The organism is Sorangium sp. So ce176, from assembly GCF_051519835.1.
In the GTDB taxonomy this organism is placed as follows: Bacteria; Myxococcota_A; Polyangia; order Polyangiales; family Polyangiaceae; genus Sorangium; species Sorangium cellulosum_G.
This window is the reverse complement of sequence record NZ_CP150371.1, coordinates 6,030,117-6,050,651: the sequence shown is the minus strand read 5'-3', so window position 1 is coordinate 6,050,651 and position 20,535 is coordinate 6,030,117. Positions and strand designations below refer to the sequence as shown.

General features: G+C 71.7%; 16 protein-coding genes. 6 read left to right on the top strand and 10 right to left on the bottom strand.

Going from position 1 to position 20,535, the window contains the following annotated elements; genetic code table 11:
• Positions 1 to 112: 112 nt before the first annotated feature.
• Positions 113 to 1,156, bottom strand: coding sequence for an agmatinase family protein (locus WMF42_RS22575; RefSeq protein WP_061611420.1), 1,044 nt, complete (start codon positions 1,154 to 1,156; stop codon positions 113 to 115).
• 411 nt (positions 1,157 to 1,567) lie between these two features.
• On the opposite strand from WMF42_RS22575, the gene WMF42_RS22570 reads away from it, so the two are divergent.
• On the top strand, positions 1,568 to 2,512 hold the full coding sequence (locus WMF42_RS22570) for a fatty acid desaturase family protein (protein WP_437684622.1): 945 nt from the start codon (positions 1,568 to 1,570) through the stop codon (positions 2,510 to 2,512).
• A 169-nt stretch (positions 2,513 to 2,681) separates the two neighbouring features.
• Here WMF42_RS22570 and WMF42_RS22565 read toward each other — a convergent pair whose 3' ends face one another.
• Both WMF42_RS22565 and serC read right to left on the bottom strand, forming a co-directional pair.
• Positions 2,682 to 3,002, bottom strand: a complete 321-nt coding sequence (locus WMF42_RS22565) for a KGG domain-containing protein (RefSeq protein ID WP_061611421.1) — start codon at positions 3,000 to 3,002, stop codon at positions 2,682 to 2,684.
• A gap of 505 nt (positions 3,003 to 3,507) precedes the next feature.
• Positions 3,508 to 4,593, bottom strand: a complete 1,086-nt coding sequence (gene serC / locus WMF42_RS22560) for a 3-phosphoserine/phosphohydroxythreonine transaminase (RefSeq protein ID WP_061611411.1) — start codon at positions 4,591 to 4,593, stop codon at positions 3,508 to 3,510.
• Positions 4,594 to 4,776: 183 nt separating this feature from the next.
• Between serC and WMF42_RS22555 the strand changes: the two genes are divergently transcribed.
• Both WMF42_RS22555 and WMF42_RS22550 read left to right on the top strand, forming a co-directional pair.
• Positions 4,777 to 5,739, top strand: coding sequence for a ferritin-like domain-containing protein (locus tag WMF42_RS22555; protein WP_437684621.1), 963 nt, complete (start codon positions 4,777 to 4,779; stop codon positions 5,737 to 5,739).
• Positions 5,732 to 6,883 (top strand): 1-aminocyclopropane-1-carboxylate deaminase/D-cysteine desulfhydrase, encoded by a 1,152-nt coding sequence (locus WMF42_RS22550; RefSeq protein WP_437684619.1) that lies wholly within the window; start codon positions 5,732 to 5,734, stop codon positions 6,881 to 6,883. The genes WMF42_RS22555 and WMF42_RS22550 overlap by 8 nt, the downstream gene beginning before the upstream one ends.
• Positions 6,884 to 6,926: 43 nt before the next feature.
• Here WMF42_RS22550 and WMF42_RS22545 read toward each other — a convergent pair whose 3' ends face one another.
• Positions 6,927 to 7,535, bottom strand: coding sequence for a hypothetical protein (locus WMF42_RS22545; RefSeq protein ID WP_437684618.1), 609 nt, complete (start codon positions 7,533 to 7,535; stop codon positions 6,927 to 6,929).
• A 175-nt stretch (positions 7,536 to 7,710) separates the two neighbouring features.
• Here WMF42_RS22545 and WMF42_RS22540 point away from each other — a divergent pair, with 175 nt between their 5' ends.
• Positions 7,711 to 8,922, top strand: a complete 1,212-nt coding sequence (locus WMF42_RS22540; protein ID WP_061611414.1) for a hypothetical protein — start codon at positions 7,711 to 7,713, stop codon at positions 8,920 to 8,922.
• Between the two features lie 15 nt (positions 8,923 to 8,937).
• Here WMF42_RS22540 and WMF42_RS22535 read toward each other — a convergent pair whose 3' ends face one another.
• Positions 8,938 to 9,990 carry a rhomboid family intramembrane serine protease gene (locus WMF42_RS22535; RefSeq protein ID WP_233562331.1) on the bottom strand — a complete coding sequence of 351 codons (1,053 nt, stop codon included), beginning with the start codon at positions 9,988 to 9,990 and terminating at the stop codon, positions 8,938 to 8,940.
• 161 nt (positions 9,991 to 10,151) lie between these two features.
• Between WMF42_RS22535 and apaG the strand changes: the two genes are divergently transcribed.
• The gene (apaG, locus tag WMF42_RS22530) at positions 10,152 to 10,535 is read left to right on the top strand and encodes a Co2+/Mg2+ efflux protein ApaG (protein ID WP_061611423.1); all 384 of its coding nucleotides are present in this window, start codon (positions 10,152 to 10,154) and stop codon (positions 10,533 to 10,535) included.
• 253 nt (positions 10,536 to 10,788) lie between these two features.
• Here apaG and clpA read toward each other — a convergent pair whose 3' ends face one another.
• From clpA to WMF42_RS22510, 4 genes are all read right to left on the bottom strand, one after another.
• On the bottom strand, positions 10,789 to 13,119 hold the full coding sequence (gene clpA / locus WMF42_RS22525; protein WP_437684615.1) for an ATP-dependent Clp protease ATP-binding subunit ClpA: 2,331 nt from the start codon (positions 13,117 to 13,119) through the stop codon (positions 10,789 to 10,791).
• Positions 13,116 to 13,439 (bottom strand): ATP-dependent Clp protease adapter ClpS, encoded by a 324-nt coding sequence (gene clpS, locus WMF42_RS22520; protein WP_020737250.1) that lies wholly within the window; start codon positions 13,437 to 13,439, stop codon positions 13,116 to 13,118. Before clpS ends, clpA begins: the two co-directional genes overlap by 4 nt.
• 279 nt (positions 13,440 to 13,718) lie before the next feature.
• On the bottom strand, positions 13,719 to 16,292 hold the full coding sequence (locus WMF42_RS22515) for a glycogen/starch/alpha-glucan phosphorylase (RefSeq protein WP_437684613.1): 2,574 nt from the start codon (positions 16,290 to 16,292) through the stop codon (positions 13,719 to 13,721).
• A gap of 415 nt (positions 16,293 to 16,707) precedes the next feature.
• Positions 16,708 to 17,022: a hypothetical protein gene (locus tag WMF42_RS22510; RefSeq protein WP_061611424.1), complete on the bottom strand. Its 315-nt coding sequence runs from the start codon at positions 17,020 to 17,022 to the stop codon at positions 16,708 to 16,710.
• Between the two features lie 130 nt (positions 17,023 to 17,152).
• On the opposite strand from WMF42_RS22510, the gene WMF42_RS22505 reads away from it, so the two are divergent.
• Entirely contained in the window at positions 17,153 to 19,066 is a 1,914-nt protein-coding gene (locus WMF42_RS22505) for a hypothetical protein (protein ID WP_437684612.1), read from the top strand.
• Between the two features lie 66 nt (positions 19,067 to 19,132).
• Here the strand turns inward: WMF42_RS22505 and WMF42_RS22500 are convergent, their stop codons facing one another.
• A complete protein-coding gene (locus WMF42_RS22500) occupies positions 19,133 to 20,500 on the bottom strand; it encodes a WD40/YVTN/BNR-like repeat-containing protein (protein ID WP_437694195.1) in 1,368 nt (455 codons plus the stop codon).
• Positions 20,501 to 20,535: the final 35 nt, after the last annotated feature.

The following is a 20,535-nucleotide window of genomic DNA, read 5'->3' as shown; positions in this document are numbered from 1 at the left end:
GCACAGGAGACGGGTCCAGATCGGCGTTTTCGGCGCGCAGGCGTACTCCAGTACGCCGAGCACCGAAAACGTCGAGATGGGCCCGTATCCGCAGCGGGTGGCCGCCGCGCTGTCAGCGATTCTGGGAGAGGAGGGCGAAGCCGATCAGCTTGTAGAGCACCCGCGCGCCGACGTTGCCGTCCCAGTCGTCCTTGTCGTCTTTCGGCGCGACCTCGTTCAGATCGAAGCCCACGATGCGGCGGCCGCTCTTCTGGATGCGGCCGATGAGCGCGACGGCCTGCTGGAACGTGAGGCCTCCGGGCACGGGCGTCCCGGTGCTCGGGCACAGCGTCGGATCGAGGCCGTCGATGTCGAAGGTCACGTAGACGTCATCGGGGAGATCCTCGACGATCGAGTCGGCGATCAGGTGGAACGGCTCGCCCTCGAAGAGGCGATCGGCGATCGCGGCGTCGACGTGGGCGACGATGCGGCCGTTCGACGCGCGGATGAACCTGAGCTCGTCCTCGCTCATGTCGCGCAGCCCGACCTGCACGATGCGCGGGATCTGCGGGTAGCGGGTAGCGACGTTGTGCATGATCGAAGCGTGGGAGTCGGTGAATCCCTCGTAGGCGTCGCGGAGATCGGCGTGGGCGTCGACGTGGAGGATGCCCATTCCGGGGTAACGCTCGGCGTGCGCGGCGATCGTGCCGTAGGGGGCGGAGTGGTCGCCGCCGACGACCCCGACGAGCTTGCCGCGCTCCATCCACGCCGCGGCGAGCTCGCGCACGCGCTCGTTCAGCCGGCGCGACAGCTCGTTCACGGCCGCGAGGCGCGCCTCGAGGTCCCGATCGCCCGCGACCTGCCCGAGCGCCGCGATCACCGGCTCGGCCGCCGCGCACGCCTCGGCGTTCCAGCGGACGATGTCGGGGTCGACGTCGAGCATCGCGATGCCCTGCTCGTACGGCCTGCCCGTGTGCAGGTCGAAGAGGTCGACCTGGCGGCTCGCCCGCAGGATCGCCGCCGGCCCCCTGGCCGCGCCGCGCCGGTAGGACACCGTCGGCTCCCAGGGCACCGGGATGAGGACCACCCGAGCGTCCTCGGGGGCGTGCGGCAGGCCGTAAACCCCGTGGCCAGCCGCAGGACCGTTCGGATCGAAGCCGAGAGGGGATGAGCTCACGCGGCCACGTTGGCGGTTCGCGACCAGGTCGTCAAGCGCGAGCCGCGCCCGCCGGAGGCGCGGGCGGAGCGCGGTGAGAAGCGGCGGAGAGCGGCGGAGCGCGGCGGTGCGCCCCGCCGCGCCGCACTCCGCAGAGCACCCGCGCCGCGGCGACAGCGCCAGGCGCGACGGCGGGGAGTGCGTAGAGGCGATCGCACACCGAGCGCGCGCGACATCGTCGTGAAACACCGGCGTGATACGGGCCGCGTGAAGCGCCCGTCGGCATGCAAGTTGGAGCTTCCCGCAGTGGCGAAATGCGGTACGAAGGGCGTCGAGATGATGACGGGCCGCCGCGCCCGCCCGGATCGGCCAGCGCGCCTGCGCCGCCGGCCGGCCCGGCGCGCGAGGCCCTCTCACCCTTGAAGAACAGCCATGCTCCGGTACCGCGCCGATATCAAGACGCTCCTCTTCGTGGCGACGTACTTCGCCCTCGTGGCGGTGCAGTGGGCCTTTGCGCCGCGGGCGCTCTGGCTCGCGATTCCGCTCCTCGTCATGACCTGCGCGTTCTCGTTCCTCGGCGCGGTCGCCACCCACAACTCGGTCCATTGCCCCGTGTTCCGGAGGCGATGGATGAACCGCGCCTTCCAGATCGCGCTGACGCTCACCTATGGTCATCCGGTCAGCGCCTACGTGCCGGGCCATAACCTCAGCCACCACAAGTACACGCAGTCGCGCCGCGACGTGATGCGGACGACGAAGGTGCGCTACCGCTGGAACCTGCTGAACGGGCTCCTCTTCATGAGCCGCGTGGTGCGGGACATCCTGCCCGCCGACCTGCGCTACTTCAAGGCGATGTACCGGCGGAACCCGCCCTGGTTCAGGCAGATGCTCCTCGAGTCGGCGGTGTTCCTCGGCGCGATGGGGATCCTGCTCGCGCTCGACTGGAAGAAGTTCATCCTCTACGTGCTGATCCCGCACCAGTACGCCGCGTGGGGGATCGTGACCATGAACTACCTCCAGCACGACGGCTGCGACGAGCACAGCGAGTACGACCACTCGCGCAACTTCGTCGGCCGGCTGGTCAACTGGTGGACGTACAACAACGGCTTCCACTCCATCCACCACATGGAGCCCGGCCTGCACTGGAGCCTCCTGCCCGCGGAGCACGCGAGGCGCGTGGCGCCCTTCATCCACCCGAACCTGGACCAGCCCTCGCTCCTCGCCTACGTGTTCCGCAGCTTCGTCTGGCCCGGGAAGCGCCTGCGCTACGACGGCGCCCCGGTCGTCCTGCCGCGGGAGGAGCCTGACGAGGAGTGGATCCCCGGTCCGAAGGAGACGCCGAGCGACGTCTCGCTGGGCGCGATCGCGCCGAACTGACGCGCCGCCTGACGCGCCATCTCCTGCGCTGCTCCTCCAGCGGAGCGGCGTCGCTCTGGGGGAAAAGGCATCTTGCGGCCACGACCGGGAGCCCCGGGTCGTGGGCGCCGCAAGCATGCAGAAGGCCGGCCCGGCGCCTCGGCACCGGGCCTCTCGCCTCCCCCCCGGGTCAGCGCGACGGGTTCTCCCGCGGCTGATCCCCCCGCGACTCGCCGCCACGGCGGCCGATCTCCGCCATGTGCTGGCGATCGCCGCTCACGGCCTCGCCGCCCTTGCGGCCGATCTCCGCCATGTGGGCCCGGTCCTGGCTGACGCGCTCGCCTCCCCGCCTGCCGATCTCGGCCATGTGCTTGCGGTTCTGGCTGACGACCTCACCGCCCTTCTTGCCGGCGGCGCGGGCCTCATCGCGCGTGAACTCATGGGCCGTGCCCTTCTCGTGGGCTGCCTTCCCACCCTTGCTGGCGATCTTGCGCTGACGCTCCTCGTCCATGGCGGCGAACCCACGCTGCTGCCGCTCGTTGGCTGCCTTCTGCGTCGCTGACGACGGCGGGGGCTCGCTCGGCGAGGCCCCGTTCTCCTCCTGGTCCTCCTCACTCCTGGAAATCATCCCACGATCATCCATGCTCGCCATCATCCTCTCCTTACGGTTGGCTCGCTCGATTCAGGTCTCCGACCGGGGCCTGCGAGTCCGGAGAGACGGCGACGGCCGCCCCCCCGGGCCGGTCAGGGACGGCGACGCCTCCCCCGACCGTATCGGTCAGGGATTCAGCGTTCGCCATCCCCTCCCGGCGCTGGTCGGGGCCGGCGTTCACCGACCCCTTCCAAGCTGCGGAAAGGCCGACAGGCCCTTTCCGCGAGGGCCTGTTGTGCCGGGCGGAACAACGTCAAGCGGGCTGAAGGTTGGGATGCGACGAATTAGGGGGAGGCTCGCCGAGGAGGTTTGGCGGAAACCGCGGCGAGCCTGGAATACCGAGAATGTCGTGCTCCCCAGCGAGTCAAGCCCTCTTGGCGAAGTCCCTCATGAACGCGGTGAGGCGTTCCACCGACTCGACGGATACTGCGTTGTAGATCGAGACCCGGATACCTCCGGTCGACCTGTGTCCGGCGAGCCCCACCATACCCTCCTTCGCAGCCTCCGCGACGAAACGTTTTTCCAGCTCCTCACTGGCAAGCCGGAACACCACGTTCATGTACGAGCGGCTCTCCTTCTCGACCGGAGCCAGGAAAACCTCCGGATTTGCGTCCAGGGTCTCGTACAGCAGCTCACCCTTCTTGCGATTGCGCCGTTCGACCTCCTCGAGCCCACCGATCTCGAGCGTATACGCGAGCACGTTGCGCATGAGGTAGATTGCGAATGTCGGAGGTGTGTTGTAGAGCGAGTTGTTGGCAGCGTAAGTGGCATAACGGAAAATGACAGGAATGTCTTTTCGTCCGCTGTCAACGATGTCTTTGCGGGCGATCACGACCGTGATGCCGCTCGGGCCGATGTTCTTCTGGGCGCCGGCGTAAACCAGGGCAAACCTGGAGATGTCGATCTTGCGCCACAGGATGTCCGAGGACATGTCGGCGACGAGCGGCACGTCGCCGGTGTCCGGGAGCCGGTGCCACTGAGTCCCGAACAGGGTGTTGTTCGTCGTCATGTGGACGTAGGCGGCGCCCGGGTCGAGCGAGAGCTCGCCCTGGTGCGGGATGCGGGTGTAGCGCTTGTCGACCGCGGTGCTCCCGGCGACGCGGGCGGTCCCGACGCGCTTCGCCTCCTCCAGCGCCTTCTCGGACCAGCCGCCGGTCAGGATGTAATCGGCGCTCCTGCCGGGCGGCAGGAGGTTCATCGGCACGAGCGCGAACTGCATGGCCGCGCCGCCCTGCATGAACAGCACGTGGTAGTCGTCCGGCACGCCGAGGAGCTGGCGGAGCAGCGAGATCGCCTCGTTGTGCACCGCCTGGAACGCCTTGCCGCGGTGGCTGTGCTCCATGATGGACATGCCCGTCCCCTCGAATTCGAGGAGCTCGCGCTGCGCGCGCTCGAGGGCGGGAAGGGGGAGCCCGGCAGGGCCGGCGTTGAAGTTGTGGACGCGCGCCATGGTGCTTCTCCTGATGTTCAAGTCGGCGGACACGATGATGAGCCGCCGCGGCCGTATACCACGAGGGGCGCCGGCTCCGCCCGGGCGAGCCGAGCAGGGGCCGCGCCGCCGGGCCGGCCTCATCACCTCGAGCCTGCGGGGGGCTGCGACCTGGGCTAGATTCATCGCTCCGGAGGGCGAGCGATGCTGGTGACCCGCGAAGAGATGGCGTTCGATTTCCAGGGCGCCAGGCTCGATCCCGTCAAGGACAAGGACGTCATCGTCTGGGCCGTCCAGCAGTTCCTCTACGGAGAGATCACCGGCGTCCAGATCGGCCACTGGCTCTACAACGCGCCCGATCTGGAGTCCGCGCGCTTCCTCGCGCGCCAGGCGGTGGAGGAGTTCCAGCACGTCGGCAACTTCCTCCGCATCCTCGAGATCCTGGGCGCGCCGCCGGACAAGGCGACGTGGAGCGTGCGCTTCCTCGCGACCGGGCTGATGGGCGGGGACTGGTCCGAGCACGTCGCGCTCGAGATGGCCCTCGGCGAGGGGCTCGTGCTCCAGGCGTTCTACGCGATGATCGACACCGTGGATGAGCCGGAGATCGTCGCGATCCTGAAGCGCGGGGTGCGGCAGGAGGAGCGCCACGTCGACTTCGGCGAGCAGCAGACGCGGAAGGCGATCGCGGGCAGGCCCGCGCTCCGGCGGCGGCTGCTCGGGCTCGCGCTTGTGTCGCTCTGGGGCGTGTCGCGGCTCGAGGCGTTCATGAAGAAGCGCCTGCCCATGGACCACCCGGCGCTGAAGCGCCTGCCCGATCTGGTCCGCCACGCGGTGCGGATCGCGGAGCTCCGTCTCATGCGGATCGGCCTGACCGAGGTGCCGATCTCGTCGCTTTCCGCGGGCCGCAAGCTCGCGCTCATCGCGGAGGCGTACGCGGGCAAGCTCGCGCTCGGCCTCCTGTCGTGGGTGCTCGCGGTGCTGCTCTTGCCGCTCCGGCTTGTCGGGCTCGCCGGGCCGAAGCGGCTCACGGACACGTACCTGAGCGATCCGCTGATCGTGCGCGGCGGCCGGCTCGGCCCCGGCGCGGAGGACGACCCGGGCGACGCCGGCGAGCAGGCGGGGCCCGGCGGCACGCAGGCAGGGCACGGGGCGGCGGCGCGTGCCTGAAGGCGAGGGGGGGCGCGCGGCCGGCGCCGGCGCGCCCGGCGCGGCGGGCTCCTCCGGCGCAGCGCCGGGCTTCCTTCCCGCGTCGAGGGAGCTGCCGCTCTTCGCGGAGCTGCCCGAGCTCGCTGGGCAGGTCCCGTGGCGCCCGCTCGCGCACGCGCCGACGCCGGTCGTGCCGTGCTCGGCGATCGAGGGCTACCTCGGCCGCGGCGGCGTCTGGGTCAAGCGCGACGACATGATCTCGCCGCTCTACGGCGGCAACAAGGTGCGGCGCTTCGAGTTCCTTCTCGCGGACGCGGAGCGGCGCGGGGCGCGGACGCTCGTCACGGTGGGCGGCCTCGCGTCGACGCAGGTCACCGCCACGGCGCTCTTCGGCCGGGCGCTCGGGTTCGGCGTCACGGCGGTCCTGTTCGATCAGCCGATCACCCGCTTCGGCCAGCGGGCGCTCCTCACGAGCGCGGCGAGCGGCGCGGAGCTCATCCACGGCGGCGGGTACGCGACCACCGCGTTCCGGGCGTTCCGGGCGCTGCGCCGCGCCGAGCGGCCCTATGTCATCCTGCCCGGCGCGTCGGCGGCGCTCCCGTGCCTCGGCTACGTCGACGCGATGCTCGAGCTCGCCGAGCAGGTCCGGCGGGGCGAGGCGCCGCGGCCCGATCGCATCGTCGTCCCCTCGGGGACGGGCGGGACGCTGGCGGGGCTCGCGCTCGGCGCGGCGATGCTCGGCTGGCCGACCACTGTCGTCGGCGTGCGCATCACCGAGCGCATCGCGTCGAACCGCGCCGTCGTCCGGTACGAGATCGGGAGCATGAAGCGCCTGCTCGCCCGGCGCGCGCCGCGCTTCACCCGGCGGCGGCTCCCGGCCGCCCGCTTCGCGATCGAGCACCGCGCGATCGGCCCCGGCTACGGCGCCCCGACCCCCGCGTCGATCGCCGCGATCCCCGAGGTGGAGCGGCTGATCGGCGTGCCGGGGGAGGTCACGTACAGCGGCAAGGCGCTCGCGGCGCTGCGCGAGATCGGCCGGGAGCACCCGGGGGAGACGATCCTCCTCTGGCAGACGCTCTCGAGCGCGCGCCCGCCGCTCGCCCCGGGCGCCGCGGCGCTCCCACCCGCGTTCGCGCGGTTCTTCGAGGAGGACGTGGCGTTCTGAGCGGCGCGCCGCCCAGCCCCGCGGCGAGCGACCCAGCGCCGGATCACTTCACGCGCAGGCTGTTCACGAGCTTGTCGAAGTCGGCGCGCGCCCCGGTCACCGTCTTCTCGGGGCCGGTCATCTTGAAGAACCAGAGCTCGCCGGAGGGCGTCTCGGCGATCGCGCCGAGCATCGCGTAGTTCGGCTTCGGGGTCGCTGTGCCCATGCCCGGCATCCCGGAGGCGAACGTCCCCTTCACCTCGACGACAGTGACCTTGATGTCGTTGACCTTGAGCTCGCGCTTGGGGGTGTCGCCGCTCTTCTCGGAGAACTGGCCGATCCAGCGCGTGATGTTCGCGTCCACGCTGCCGCCCGCCTGGCTCACGCTGAGCTCGGCGTCCTCGGTGTCGCCCGCGGCGCGCTTGATCTTGTACGTGGCCTTGCGCATCGCATTGGGGTTCGGCGCGGTCTCGAAGCTCGCGGGCGCGTCCCAGGCGAGCTCTGCGCCGGCCGCTTGCTGGCCGGCGCCGGCGGCCGGCGCCGCCGGGGTAGGCGCCGGCTGGGCGGGCGCGGCGGGCTTGCTGGTCGACGGCGGCTCGGGCGCTGTCGTGGCCGTCGGCTCGGGGGTCTTCGAGCACGCCGCGGCGAGCGCGGCGACGAGCGGCAGTGCCATGGCGGAACGGAGCTTGATCATCATCGTGACAGGCCTCGGCGAGGGTTCGCGGCGACTGTAGTCCCCACGCCCGGAGCCTCAAGCCGGATCGGACCTGCGGGGGCGCTTACCGCGCTCCGGACGGAGGCGCGGTGGTCGTGCAGCCGCGCGCGCCGCCGTGATACCACCAAAATTCATGGAACCCACCTTCCGGCGCGCGTTCAACGCCGCCTTCGGGCCGTCGACGTACGCGGAGTACCTGGGCCGCCTCGAGCGGCGGCTCGGGTGCTCGATCCCGTTCCGCGTCGCGGAGACGCCGCTGTTCCTGCCGGCCGCGCTGCGCGACGACCTCGAGCGCTCCGCGACCGAGATCGTGCGGCAGATCTCGAGCCCCGCGCTCATCGCGCAGATGAAGCGCGCGATCCCCGCGCACCTCGACGTCCCCGGGATGGACGCGCTCCCCAACTGCGCGCAGGTGGACTTCGCGATCGTGCGCGGCCCGGACGGCGGGCTCCAGGGCAAGGTGGTCGAGCTGCAGGCGTTCCCGTCGCTCTACGCGCTCATGCTGGTGCAGACCGAGGTCGTGGCCGAGGTGCTGGCCGGCATGCCGGGGCTCGACCGGCCCTGGTCGTGCTGCTTCGGCGGGCGGAGCCGCGACGACGTCGTCGCGCACCTGCGCCGCGCCATCCTCGCGGGCGAGCCGGAGGAGTCGGTGGTGCTGCTCGACCTGCATCCGGAGCAGCAGAAGACGTACCCGGACTTCGTGGCGAACAAGCTCCTCGTCGGCGTCGACGCTGTCTGCCCGACGTCGCTCGTGCGGGAGAAGGACCGGCTGTTCCGCCGCGTGGACGGGCGGCTCGTCCAGGTCCGCCGCCTGTACAACCGGGTCGTGTTCGACGAGCTCGAGGCGAAGCGGGTCGAGCTCCCGTTCCGGTACGACGAGCCGCTCGACGTCACGTGGTGCTCGCACCCGAACTGGTACTGGACGTGGTCGAAGTACACGCTGCCGCACATCGATCACCCCGCGGTCCCGCGGGCGCGGACGCTGGACGCGATCGAGCGCGTGCCCGCGGATCTCGAGCGCTACGTGCTCAAGCCGCTGTTCTCCTTCGCGGGCTCCGGGGTGAAGGTCGACGTCACCCCCGAGCACATCGCCGCGATCCCGGAGGGCGAGCGATCGCGGTGGCTGCTCCAGGAGAAGATCGCGTACGAGCCCGCGCTCGTGATGCCCGACGGAAAGGGGGTGAAGGCCGAGGTCCGGATGATGTTCCTGCGCGCCCCGGACGAGCCCGAGCTCTCGCTCGTGCTCAACCTCGCCCGGCTGTCGCGCGGGAGGATGCTCGGGGTCGATCAGAACCGGGATCTGACGTGGGTGGGCGGCACGGTGGGGATCTGGCCGGCCGGTTGATCGGGGGGCGAGCGGTCAGGCGCGGAGCGCGAGCTGCCACGCGCCGAGGACGATCCCCGTCGCGACAGCGCCCATCGCGACCTGGACGAGCGGGCGGCTCCGCGCGGGGTGCTTGCGCAGCGACAGGCCGGCGACGAGGCCGATCGCGGCGCCGCTGAGCAGGCCGAAGGCGTGCGCGCCGAGGTCGGCGCGCGGGCTCGCGCCGAGGGCGCCGAGGAGGGCGAGGCCGCCGACGAGCGGCGCGACGAGCTGGATGAGGTGGCGCTTCTCGCCGCTGTCCCTGTCGTGCGCGCGGTCGAGCATGAGCTGCGTGGCGGCGAGCAGGCCGATGGCGCCGAACACCGCGGTGGAGGCGCCGATCGAGGCGTGGTGGTGGCCCAGGCTCTGGTGCCAGAGCGCGTTCGCGAAGTTGCCGATCGCGCCCGAGGCGACCACGGCGAGCGCCGTGCCGCCCGGCCCGAGGCGGCGCTGCACGGCGGACGCGAACACGGTCCCGGAGATCACGTTGCCGATCACGTGGGCCGAGTCGGCGTGCAGCGTGAGGGCGGTGATGGCGCGCCACGGCTCGGGACCCACGACGAGATCGGCGACCGAGGCGCCGCGCTGGAACAGCCGCCCGCCGCCGCTCGCGGGGCCGGTGACGAGGAAGAAGAAGAGGGCGAGCGCGGCGAACGCGACCCCCGCGACGATGGACGGCGGGTGGCGGGGGCGCTCGCGCGGCCGGCGCGGGGGCCAGTCGCGGTTCTCCGCCTCGTACCGATCGATCGAGGTCGCGGCGAAGTCGTAGTCCTGGTCGCGCACGAGGAGCACCCAGCCTGCCGGGGTGTACCTCACGGCGTGCCAGAGCTCGCTCGACTGGAGCACGAGGGCCCATTCGCGGACCTTGCGCTCCGGCATCACGGGCCCGATGGCCGTGATCCCGGGCTCGTGACCTTCTCCCTCTCCGCCAGGGGCATCGCTGTTCTGGACCATCGCCGCCCTCTCGCCGCGCGCCGGCGGCAGGATCGCGATCGGGACGAACCGCTCGCCTTCAGCACATCGAGCACCGATACAATCTTGTTCGCCCACGGCGGCTCCCTCCACGGCTCGTTGACCCCAGGTTGGCGAAACCTGCGGATGAGCCCGGAGGCTGTCAACGCCGCCTCTCCGGGGTCCCGGCCGTCTCTTCCCGGCATACCCGTCGCGGCCGGGCCCTTGTGCGCGCGGCGCAGCGGTGGCAGTGCGTGGCTGTGTCGACGGCCATCACGCAGGGCATCCGGGTCACCGTCTCGACGGTGTACGTCCCCACGCAGTCCTCCCCGACGGAGCATCGCTACGTCTTCGCCTACACCGTGCGTATCGCGAACGAGGGCGCCGAGCCCGCGCAGCTCAGGACGCGCCACTGGATCATCACGCACGGCACCGGGAAGGTGGAGGAGGTCCGCGGCCCCGGCGTTGTCGGCCAGCAGCCCTCGCTGAAGCCTGGTGAGCACTTCGAGTACACGAGCGGCTGTGTGCTCGAGACCCCGCGCGGCACGATGCGCGGCACCTACCAGATGCACCGCCCCGACGGCCGCTCCTTCGACGCCGAGATCGCCCCCTTCACCCTGGCGATGCCGCACTCGCTGAACTGACGGCCTCCGAACCGCCCAGCGCAACCGCCCCTTCCTCCTGGAGAGAGCCGGCGGGGAGGGGGTGCCCGTGCGCGCGGGCGGCGGGGTAGGGCCCCACGAACCCGAGCGCCGGCCCGCATCGCAGCGTCGTCCTCCCGGACCGACTCCCCCGCACGTACGGCAATAGCCCTCTACAAGGCGCGAGTTCGTGGGAGGGGCCCCCGCCGCCCGCGCGCACGGGCACCCCCTCCCCGCTGGCTCCGCAGCCCCCGGATCAGCCAGCGGCCGCCGGCTCCACCGCAGCCCCGTTCGCCTTCTGCGTCCCCGCGTCTCCCCCGCTCGCCGCCGAGCCCGAGGACGAGAACTTGAAGGTGAAGTCGTCCCCTTCGAAGTCGATGGTGACGTTGCCCCCGTTCTCGAGGGCCCCGAACAGCAGCTCATCCCCGAGCCGCCGCTTGATGTCGTTCTCGATGACGCGCCCCAGCGGCCGCGCCCCGTTCGCCGGATCGTACCCGCGCGTCGCGAGCTCCGCCCGCGCCCTGTCGGTCACGTCGACGGTCACCGATCGGTCCGCGAGCATCGCCGCGAGCTCGCCGATGAACTTGTCGACGATGCTCCCCATCACCGAGGGATCGAGCGGCCGGAACATGATGCGCGCGTCCAGCCGGTTCCTGAACTCCGGGCTGAACGTGTTCTTGTAGGCCCTGTCGTCGTCGCCCGCCGTGCCCCGCTCGCCGAAGCCGACCCGCGCCTGCGCGAGCTCCCGCGCGCCCACGTTGCTCGTCATGATCAGCACCATGTGGCGGAAGTCGCTCTTCTTGCCGTTGTTGTCGGTCAGCGTGCCGTGGTCCATCACCTGGAGCAGCACCTGGAACACGTCCGGGTGCGCCTTCTCGATCTCGTCGAGCAGGAGCACCGCGTGCGGCGTCTTCGCCGCCGCCTCCGTGAGCAGGCCGCCGCGATCGAAGCCGACGTAGCCGGGCGGCGCGCCGATGAGCCGGGAGACGGTGTGCCGCTCCTGGTACTCGCTCATGTCGAACCGCAGGAAGCCGATGCCGAGCGCCCTCGCGAGCTGCTTGGCGAGCTCGGTCTTGCCGACGCCGGTCGGCCCCGAGAACAGGAACGAGCCGATCGGCTTCTCCGCCGCGCGCAGCCCGGCGCGCGACAGCTTGATCGCGGACGCGAGCTGCTTCACCGCCTCGTCCTGGCCGAAGATCACCGAGCGCAGCGACTGCTCCAGATCCTTGAGCTGCGTCTTGTCCGAGGTCGACACCTGGCGCGGCGGGATCTGCGCCATCTTGGCGATGACGAGCTCGATGTCCGCGGTGTCGACCTTGTACCCGTCCCCGTGGCGGAGGCGCGCCGCCGCGCCGGCCTCGTCGAGCAGGTCGATCGCCTTGTCGGGCAGCCGGCGATCCTGGAGGTAGCGCGCGGACAGCTTGGCCGCTGCCTCGAGCGCCTCGGCCGTGTAGGTGATCTTGTGGAACTCCTCGTAGCGCTTCTGCAGCCCCTTCAGGATCTGCGTCGTCTCGTCGACCGAGGGCTCCGTCACCTCGATGCGCTGGAAGCGCCGCGCGAGCGCGCTGTCGCGCTCGAGGTGCCCGCGGTACTCCTGGAACGTCGTCGCGCCGATGCAGCGCAGGCGGCCTGAGGCGAGCGCGGGCTTGAGCAGGTTCGAGGCGTCCATCGTCCCGCCGCTCGCGGCGCCGGCGCCGATGATCGTGTGGATCTCGTCGATGAAGAGCACCGAGCCCGGCTGCTTCTCGAGCGCGCGCAGCACGGCCTTGAGCCGGTTCTCGAAATCGCCGCGGTACTTCGTGCCGGCGAGGAGCGCGCCCATGTCGAGCGCGTAGACGGTCGCGTCCTTGAGCGGCGCGGGCACGTCCTTCTTCTCGATCTGCTGCGCGAGCCCCTCGACGATCGCCGTCTTGCCCACGCCGGCGTCGCCGATGAGCAGCGGGTTGTTCTTGCGCCGCCGGGCGAGCACCTGGATCGTGCGGGCGACCTCGTTCTCGCGGCCGACCAGCGGATCGATGCGGCCCTCGGCGGCCTCCTTGTTGAGGTTCATCGTGAACGCGGCGAGCGGATCCTTGATCGGCTGCGAGCCGCCGGGCTCGCCGCCCTCGTCCGGCGACGACTCCTCGCGGAGGCTGTCGTCCTGGCCCGTCTTCGAGATGCCGTGCGAGATGTAGTTCACGACGTCGAAGCGGCTGACGCCCTGCTCGCCGAGGATCGTCACGGCGGGGCAGTCGCGCTCGGCGAACATCGCGATGAGCACGTTCGCCCCCTTGAGCTCCTTCTTGCCCGACGACTGCACGTGCATCGCGGCGCGGCCGACCACGCGCTGGAACCCGAGCGAGAGCGTCGGGCTCGTGTCCGAGTCCTCGGGCAGCGCCTCGATCTCCTCGTCGAGGAAGCGCTCGAGCTTCTTCTTGAGCAGCGGGGTGTCGCCCCCCGCGTGCCGGAGGACCTCGGCCGTCTCCTCGTCGAAGAGCAGCGCATAGAGCAGGTGCTCGATGGTCACGAACTCGTGCCGGCGGCGCGAGGCCTCCCGGGTGGCGAGCGAAAAGGCGATCTCAACTTCGGGGCTGATGCGCATGGTCATTCCGGCTCGGCGGTCAACCGAAGGGGCATCCCGTGCTCCTTGGCGAAGTCCTGGACTTGGGCGACCTTGGTCTCCGCGACATCCTTGGTGTACACGCCCGCGACCCCGTGGCCGCGGTGGTGCACGCTCAGCATGATGTGCGTGGCCTCCGTCTCGGTGCGGTGGAAGAACTTCATGAGGACGAGCACGACGAACTCCATCGTCGTGTAGTCGTCGTTGTGGAACACGACCTTGTAACGGCGGGCCTTCTCGACCTTCCGTTCCCGCTCCGTCGCGAGGTCGCCCTGCCTGTCTTCTCTTTCCTCAGGATCGTTCGGCATAAATCCGTCGGGAAGGATAGCAAGAGCCCCGCCCTGGCGAGCGGCCGACGAAGGTGGCTCCCACCCCGGAAGCATGCTCCGCCGGGGCGTGTTCTGCACGCGCGCGGAGCGGGATTTTCCGTCCGTTTTCGACGGTCAGGGAAGGGGAGACGGCTGGCGACCGGCCGCGTCCATCAGGAAACGCGGCCGAGCCCGCCAGCCGAGGCGCGCCGCCCCCCGGCGGGCAGAGCGCCGGGGGACGGCCTGGTTGCGCGGCCACGCGGTCGCGTGGCCGCGCGATCACACGAGCGACACGGCCGCGCCGACGTCGATATCGACGGGCGTGAGGCCCCAGATGTCGCGCGCGTACTCGCGCACCGTGCGGTCGGAGGAGAACTCGCCCACGCGGGCGATGTTGAGCGTCGACTTGCGCAGCCAGCTCTTCCGGTCGACGTAGGCCGCGTCGACCTCGCGCTGGCAGGCCGCGTAGGCCTTGAAGTCCGCGAGCATCATGTACTCGTCCCGGCCGAGCAGCCGGTCGAGCAGGGGCTGGAAGAGCTCGCGGTACTCCGGGGAGAAGAAGCCCGACGAGATGAGCTCGATCACCTCGCGGAGCTCCGGATCGGCCGCGACGGCGTCGCGCCCCTCGAAGTGCTGGTGGCGGCGCGCGATCACCTCGTCGGCGGTCAGGCCGAACAGGAAGAAGTTCTCCGGGCCCACCGCGTCGCGGATCTCGATGTTGGCGCCGTCGAGCGTGCCGACGGTGAGCGCGCCGTTCAGCGCGAGCTTCATGTTGCCGGTGCCGGACGCCTCCATGCCCGCGGTCGAGATCTGCTCGGAGACGTCGGCGGCCGGGATGATGCGCTCGGCCAGCGAGACGCGGTAGTTCGGCATGAACACGACGCGCAGCCCGGTGTGGCGCCGGTCGCCGTTCACGACGTAGGCGACGGCGTGGATGAACTTGATGATGAGCTTCGCCTGCCGGTAGCCGGGGGCCGCCTTGGCGCCGAAGATGAAGGTCCGCGGCGTGACCTGCTCGCCGCGCTTCTGGCGCAGGTAGAGCGCGACGATGTGGAGCGCGTTGAGGAGCTGGCGCTTGTACTCGTGGAGGCGCTTGATCTGGACGTCGAAGATCGAGGAGGGGTCGACCTGGATGTCGAGCTCGTGCGCGATGATCTTCGCGAGCGCCGTCTTGTTCTCGCGCTTCACGCGGGCGACCCGCTCGATGAACTCCGGGTCGTCGACGTGGCGCTCGAGCTCGCGCAGGCGCTCGAACTCCGTCACCCAGCGCGGGCCGACCTTCTCGGTGACGAGCGCGGCGAGCGCGGGGTTGCAGCCGAGCAGCCAGCGACGGAACGTCACGCCGTTGGTCTTGTTGTTGAACCGCTCGGGCCAGAGGTCGTAGAAGTCGCGGAGCAGGTCGCGCTTGACGAGCTCGGAGTGGAGCTTGGCCACGCCGTTCACCGAGTGCGAGCCGACGACCGCGAGGTGGGCCATGCGCACGTGGCGCTCGTGCCCCTCCTCGATGAGCGACATCCTCGCCACGCGCTCGTGGTCTTGCGGGTGGGCGTCCATGACCTCGCGCAGGAAGCGCCGGTTGATCTCGTAGATGATCTCGAGGTGCCGCGGCAGGAGGCGCTCGAAGAGCGCGACGGGCCAGCGCTCGAGCGCCTCGGGCAGCAGCGTGTGGTTCGTGTACCCGAAGGCCGCGACCGTCTGCTTCCACGCGTCCTCCCAGGTCACGAGGTGGTCGTCGATGAGGACGCGCATCAGCTCGGCGATGGCGATGGCGGGGTGCGTGTCGTTGAGCTGGATCGCGTTCTTCTCGGCGAAGCGCGAGAAGTCCGGGTGGACGCGGTTGTAGCGGTTCACGATGTCGGCGATGGAGCAGGCGACGAAGAAGTACTCCTGCCGGAGGCGCAGCTCCTTGCCCTTGTCGAAGTTGTCGTTCGGGTAGAGGACCTTCGAGATGACCTCCGACTGGTTCTTCTCGTGGACGGCGTGCACGTAGTCGCCGGCGTTGAAGAGCTCGAAGTCGAACTCCTCGCCCGCGCGGGCGGACCAGAGGCGGAGCGTGTTCACGGTGTTCGACTGGTAGCCCGCGATCGGCGTGTCGAACGGGACGCCGACGACCTGCTCGGAGGGGCGCCAGATGACGCGGAAGCCGCCGCGCTTGTCGGGGACGCGCTCGGTGTAGCCGCCGAACGAGACCGGGACGGCGTGCTCGGGGCGCTCGACCTCCCACGGGTTGCCGAAGCGGAGCCACTCGTCGGCGCGCTCGACCTGGTAGCCGTCGCGGATGACCTGCTCGAAGATGCCGAACTCGTACCGGATGCCGTAGCCGTAGGTGGGCAGCCCGATGGTGGCCATCGAGTCGAGGAAGCAGGCGGCGAGCCGCCCGAGGCCTCCGTTGCCGAGCCCGGCGTCGGGCTCCTGCTCGACGAGGTCGTCGAGGTTGAGGCCGAGCTCGGCGAGCACGGTCTTGTAGCTGTCGTAGATGTCGAGCGCCTGCAGGTTGGCGACGAGCGCTCGGCCGAGGAGGAACTCCGCCGAGAGGTAGTAGCCGCGCTTGACGTCTTTTTCGTAGTAGGTGTGCTGGGTCTTGGTCCACCGGTCGACGAGGCGGTCGCGCACCGAGAGGGCGAGGGCGACGTACCTGTCGAACGGCGTGGCGCTCAGCGATTCCCGGGCGCGCGAGTAGTGGAGGTGGTCCGCGAAGGCGCGCCGGAGCGCGACCGGGTGCATGCCGGTGCGGGCGTCGGGCGCCGGGTTGCCGCGGAAGAAGGCGGCGGGGGCTTCGCGCTGGGCGGACGTGTCTCGCTGGGCGGGGGTTTCTCGCTGACGGGTAGGATCGACGTCGATCGGGTTGGCCATGGCGGCGCACTCTAGTCGGATCTTGCCGCCGCTGGTGGGCTGCGCGACGTGTCGGAGAGGTTTCCGCGGGGTCGCGGTACTCCGCCGATGTCGGCGGCGAACGGAGGACGGAGGACGGCCGGGGCGCGGCGCGACGGGGCGGCGTGGAGGCGCCGGCGGCGCGGCGGCGAGGTGGCGCGGCGAGGCGCTCCGGGGTGGGGTGGATGCGGCGGCGTGGCGCTGCCGCATCTGGCCCCGGATGTCAAGGATTTCGAGCTGGAGCGCGGGAAAGGGGCCGCCGGGGCGCTGTCGGCGCGTGGCGTTGGGGTGGGCGCTACCGCGTGGTCGCCAACCGGCAACGCCGGACGCTGCCTGTCGAGCGCCGCTCAGCTCTCCCTCGGCAGCGCGCTCACCGGCGCACGTCGTGCCGCTCGGCTCAGCGGTGGCAGCCGCCGAGGAGGGGCGCCCCGAGCAGGTCGAGCTGCTCGACCGCGCGCTGCGGCCGGCGCGGGCGCGGGCCGGCCTCGGCCTGCGAGGGGGCGCTCCGGGACATCGCTCGCTGGAGGATCTCCTCGCGGAGCGCCAGGAGCTCGCGCGCGGGCAGGGTGCTCGTGTCCGTCACGAGCCGCGCTCCGTCACGGTAGCCGGTCCACACCGTGTAGCCGTTCCGTGTGACCTCGATCCCGACCCTTGGGCCATAATCCGTGATCTCGTAGCTGCGGCCCAGGGATAGAAAGCTCCACTTCTTCATGGCGACCGTCTCGCCAGTGTCCGTCGAGGCGGCCGGAGCGGCCAACAAACCGAGGCTGGCGACAACCCGGGGGGCCGATCCTGCGGGCCGCTTGCCAGCGGCGCCGTCCGGGCGCGACGATCGGCGCTCCATGAAGCGCGTCCTCCTCCTCCCGATCGTCCTCTCCGCCGCGTGCGCTGGCGCGCCATCCCCCCGGCGCGACCCCGCCGCGCCGCTGCCTCCGGCGGCGCGATCGGCGGGCGCCGAGCCCGCCCGCGCGGCGGCGCCGCCCGCGGACGCGCGGCCCGCGCCCGCGCCGGCAGGGCTCTCCTCGGTGGTGCGGATCGCCGACGCGCAGCGGACCTGGGGCGACGTCACGCAGCACCTGGTGGGCACGCCGTTCGGCCTGTTCCTGCTCGGCGCGGGGCCCGAGGCGCTGCTCGAGAACGCGCTGGGCCCGGCGCTCGCCGATGTGGTCGACCTGGGCAAGCCGCTCGATCTCGCCGTGTTCGGCAGGGCCACGGGCGCGCGCATCGTGGCCTCTCTGTCGGTCCCGGAGCGGGAGATGTCGCGCCTGCAGGACCGCTTCGTGCTCGAGGAGCACCGGGGCATGCTGCGCGTGAAGGGCGTGCGCGCAGAGGATCCCGACGACCGGGCGCTGCCCCGGGTCTGCGCCTTCGAGCCCGGCGATCGACGCGGCAGCGCGCGCCTGATCTGCGCCGACGACGCCGGGGATCTCGAGGCCGCCGCGCCGTACCTCGTTCAGGTCGTTGGCCGGGAGCCGCTCGAGGTGGACGCGCGGATCGAGATCCCGGGGCGAGCCGTCGTCGAGGCCATGGAGGACATGCCCGGGGAGGACGCCGACAGCCCCTCCGGGAAGCTGGGCCAGGGCTTCGACGAGGCGTTGTTCCGAGATCTCGAGAGCGTCAGCGTCGACCTCACGTGGGCCCCCCCGGACATCGATGTCGGCCTCGGCATCCGCCTCACGAGCCGGCGCTCGCCCCTCGCGCTGGCCGCGGCGCCTGTCGCGGCGCAGGACGCCGCCACCCCGCCGGCCTTCTTCCGGCTCCCGCGCGACACGGCGCTCGCCTTCTACACCCAGGGCGCGTCGCGCGAGGAGCTCACGCCGCTGCGCGAGGCGTTCTTCCAGGACCTGCGCGACGACATGGCCGGCGAGGGCTACGACGCGTCGGGGCTCGCTCGGTTCATCGAGCGCCTCGGCGCGCTGACCTTCACGGGAGGCCCCCTGGTGATCGGCTCGGGCGGCGATCGCGCCGCGGCGGAGAAGGCGCTCGCGGACTACAAGGGCGGCAAGCGCGCGGCGCGCTCGCAAAAGGCGGCGCGCCGCGCGCTGCAGAGCTGGTTCCTCGTCGCGGTCGAGGAGCCGGCGCAGCCGTGGATCGCCGGCGTGAAGGAGCTCATCCAGATCGGCGAGGAGCTGGACAGGAAGAAGGCGAGCGCGACGGCCGCGGGCAACGGCGCCCAGGGCGCGGGGGCGCCCGGCGGCCCGCGGAAGGGCGACGCGAGCAAGGACGACGACGACAAGCAGACCACCGATCTCGTTGTCGTCCGCGCGCCCGCCGCGCTGCCCGCGGGGACGCTGCACGTCGAGCTGCGCTCCAGGCCGCTCACGAAGGACGCGCCGCCCGCGCACACGAGCCACCTCTACGTGGTGCCCGCCGGCCAGCGGACGTGGATCGGGGTCGGCGAGGACGGCGCCGCCGTGGTGGACCGGCTGCGCATCGCGGTGGATCCAGGGCTCGACGAGCGCACGCTCGGGGCGGCGCCCGGCCTGGAGGCGCTGCGGCAGCGCGGGACGCTCGCCGGCGGGCTCTTCTCGCTGGCGGGCTGGACGATGCTCGCGGCGGGCGGAGACTCGCCCGAGGCGCTGGACGAAGCCGCTGAGGCGCTCGGCGGGCTCAGGGCGCTGCCCGCGCGCGGCGAGACAGCGATGCTGCTCGCGATCACCTCCGAGGTGCTCGGATCCGGCGCGGCGCGCGTCGACGTGCGCGTGCGGGTGCCCGGCGCGGGGATCCGGGACGCGCTCGCGTTCCTGAGGCGCTGACCGCGCGCTGGCACCGCAGGCAGAGGGACACGCGCCCGCCCGGGGCCGTCGCGCCGACGCCGCGGCTCACCGGCGGCTCCGCCCGCGCCGACGCGCGCGCAGGAGCGCGCCGCCGGCCGCGAGCATGCAGCTCAGGAACGCGCCGGCGCGCCCTCCGCCCGCGGCCTCGCAGGAGCAGCCGCCGCCTGCGCTCGGCTCGGCTCCGCCCGCCGCGGCGCCGCCCGCCTCGCCGCCGCCGGCGCTCGTCCCGCTCCCGGCCGCGGCCCCGCTCGGCACGCCTGCACCGCAGCGGCCCGCCGCGCCGACGAAGCGCGCCGTGGCCGGCCACAGCGCCGGGCAGGTCTCGCCTGTCGAGCTCTCGCCCCCGCAGGCCGGCGGCGGGCCGCAGAGCCGATCGAGCGTCATCAGCGGCGAGAACGTCTTGCCTTCATCCGTGGAGACCCCCGCGGTGAAGCCGTCCAGGGCCTCGTCGGCGCAGGCGAAGAGGCCCTGTGCGGTCCACGTCAGGCAGCGGACGCCGAGATCCCCTATCCGGGTGAACTCGAGGGTCGCCGTCGGGGCGATCCACAGGCCGTCCATGTCGCTGCCCGCGGCGATCTTCGTCCCGTCGGGCGAGAGGGCCAGTCCGAGGAGGCTCGTCGCCTGGAACACCTCTCGCCAGGTGGCGCCCCCGTCGTTCGAGACCAGGAGGGCGTCCGCGCCGTCACCGTCGCGGCGCACATACACGATGTCGGGATCGACAGGATCCACGGCGCCGAGGTACGGCAGGTTGCGATCGTCGCTGCCCGGCACGTCGAAGTCCTCCCAGGTCGCGCCGCGATCGTCCGAGCGCCTGACGATCCCCTGGAACGTGGGGCCGTTCCAGCGCCCGCTCACGTAGATGCGCCGCGGATCGCTCGGCGCGCTGTCCAGGGTCACGCCGAGGAACGTGCTCGGGAGGTCGGCGCCGGCCTGGGTCCAGGTCCTTCCGTCGTCCTTCGACTCCCAGACCTGACTCAATATCGCGTCGTCTCCCATGACGCTCGAGACGAGCAGGAGGGCGCCCGCGGGGGCCGCGCGGTCGATCGACAGGTCGACGACGTAGCGCTGCGCGAGCCCACCCTCCGCGAGCGCCCACTGGCAGCCGTCGTCGTGCGTCGCGCTGAGCCCGTCGAAGAGCCCGGCGAGGATGGATCCGTCGCCGGTGACGACCATCATGGGATCCTCGAAGCCGCTGTAGCCGATGGCCGCCTCGCAGATCCACGACCAGCGCGCGCCGCCGTCGCGCGTGGTGAGCACGCCGTACGTCGCGCGCACGACGATGTGATCGGGATCGGAGGGGTCGACGAGGATCTGCCCGGCGGCGGGATAACGGCCGTTGGCGAGCGCGGGGGTCGAGGCGGAGAGCGCGACGAACGCCGCGGCGGCCCCGAGCCCCGGAGCGAGGCGGTTCATCGGACGGAGGTTCATCGATCCCCCTGCGCCGCGCA

Excerpts from the sequence above, each read along its gene's own strand:
- WMF42_RS22515 (WP_437684613.1), bottom strand. The coding sequence starts at position 16,292 with ATGGCCAACCCGATCGACGTCGATCCTACCCGTCAGCGAGAAACCCCC.
- WMF42_RS22510 (WP_061611424.1), bottom strand. The coding sequence starts at position 17,022 with ATGAAGAAGTGGAGCTTTCTATCCCTGGGCCGCAGCTACGAGATCACG.
- WMF42_RS22565 (WP_061611421.1), bottom strand. The coding sequence starts at position 3,002 with ATGGACGAGGAGCGTCAGCGCAAGATCGCCAGCAAGGGTGGGAAGGCA.
- WMF42_RS22540 (WP_061611414.1), top strand. The coding sequence starts at position 7,711 with ATGGAACCCACCTTCCGGCGCGCGTTCAACGCCGCCTTCGGGCCGTCG.
- clpS (WP_020737250.1), bottom strand. The coding sequence starts at position 13,439 with ATGCCGAACGATCCTGAGGAAAGAGAAGACAGGCAGGGCGACCTCGCG.
- clpA (WP_437684615.1), bottom strand. The coding sequence starts at position 13,119 with ATGACCATGCGCATCAGCCCCGAAGTTGAGATCGCCTTTTCGCTCGCC.
- WMF42_RS22555 (WP_437684621.1), top strand. The coding sequence starts at position 4,777 with ATGCTGGTGACCCGCGAAGAGATGGCGTTCGATTTCCAGGGCGCCAGG.
- WMF42_RS22500 (WP_437694195.1), bottom strand. The coding sequence starts at position 20,500 with ATGAACCGCCTCGCTCCGGGGCTCGGGGCCGCCGCGGCGTTCGTCGCG.
- serC (WP_061611411.1), bottom strand. The coding sequence starts at position 4,593 with ATGGCGCGCGTCCACAACTTCAACGCCGGCCCTGCCGGGCTCCCCCTT.
- WMF42_RS22545 (WP_437684618.1), bottom strand. The coding sequence starts at position 7,535 with ATGGCACTGCCGCTCGTCGCCGCGCTCGCCGCGGCGTGCTCGAAGACC.
- WMF42_RS22570 (WP_437684622.1), top strand. The coding sequence starts at position 1,568 with ATGCTCCGGTACCGCGCCGATATCAAGACGCTCCTCTTCGTGGCGACG.
- WMF42_RS22505 (WP_437684612.1), top strand. The coding sequence starts at position 17,153 with ATGAAGCGCGTCCTCCTCCTCCCGATCGTCCTCTCCGCCGCGTGCGCT.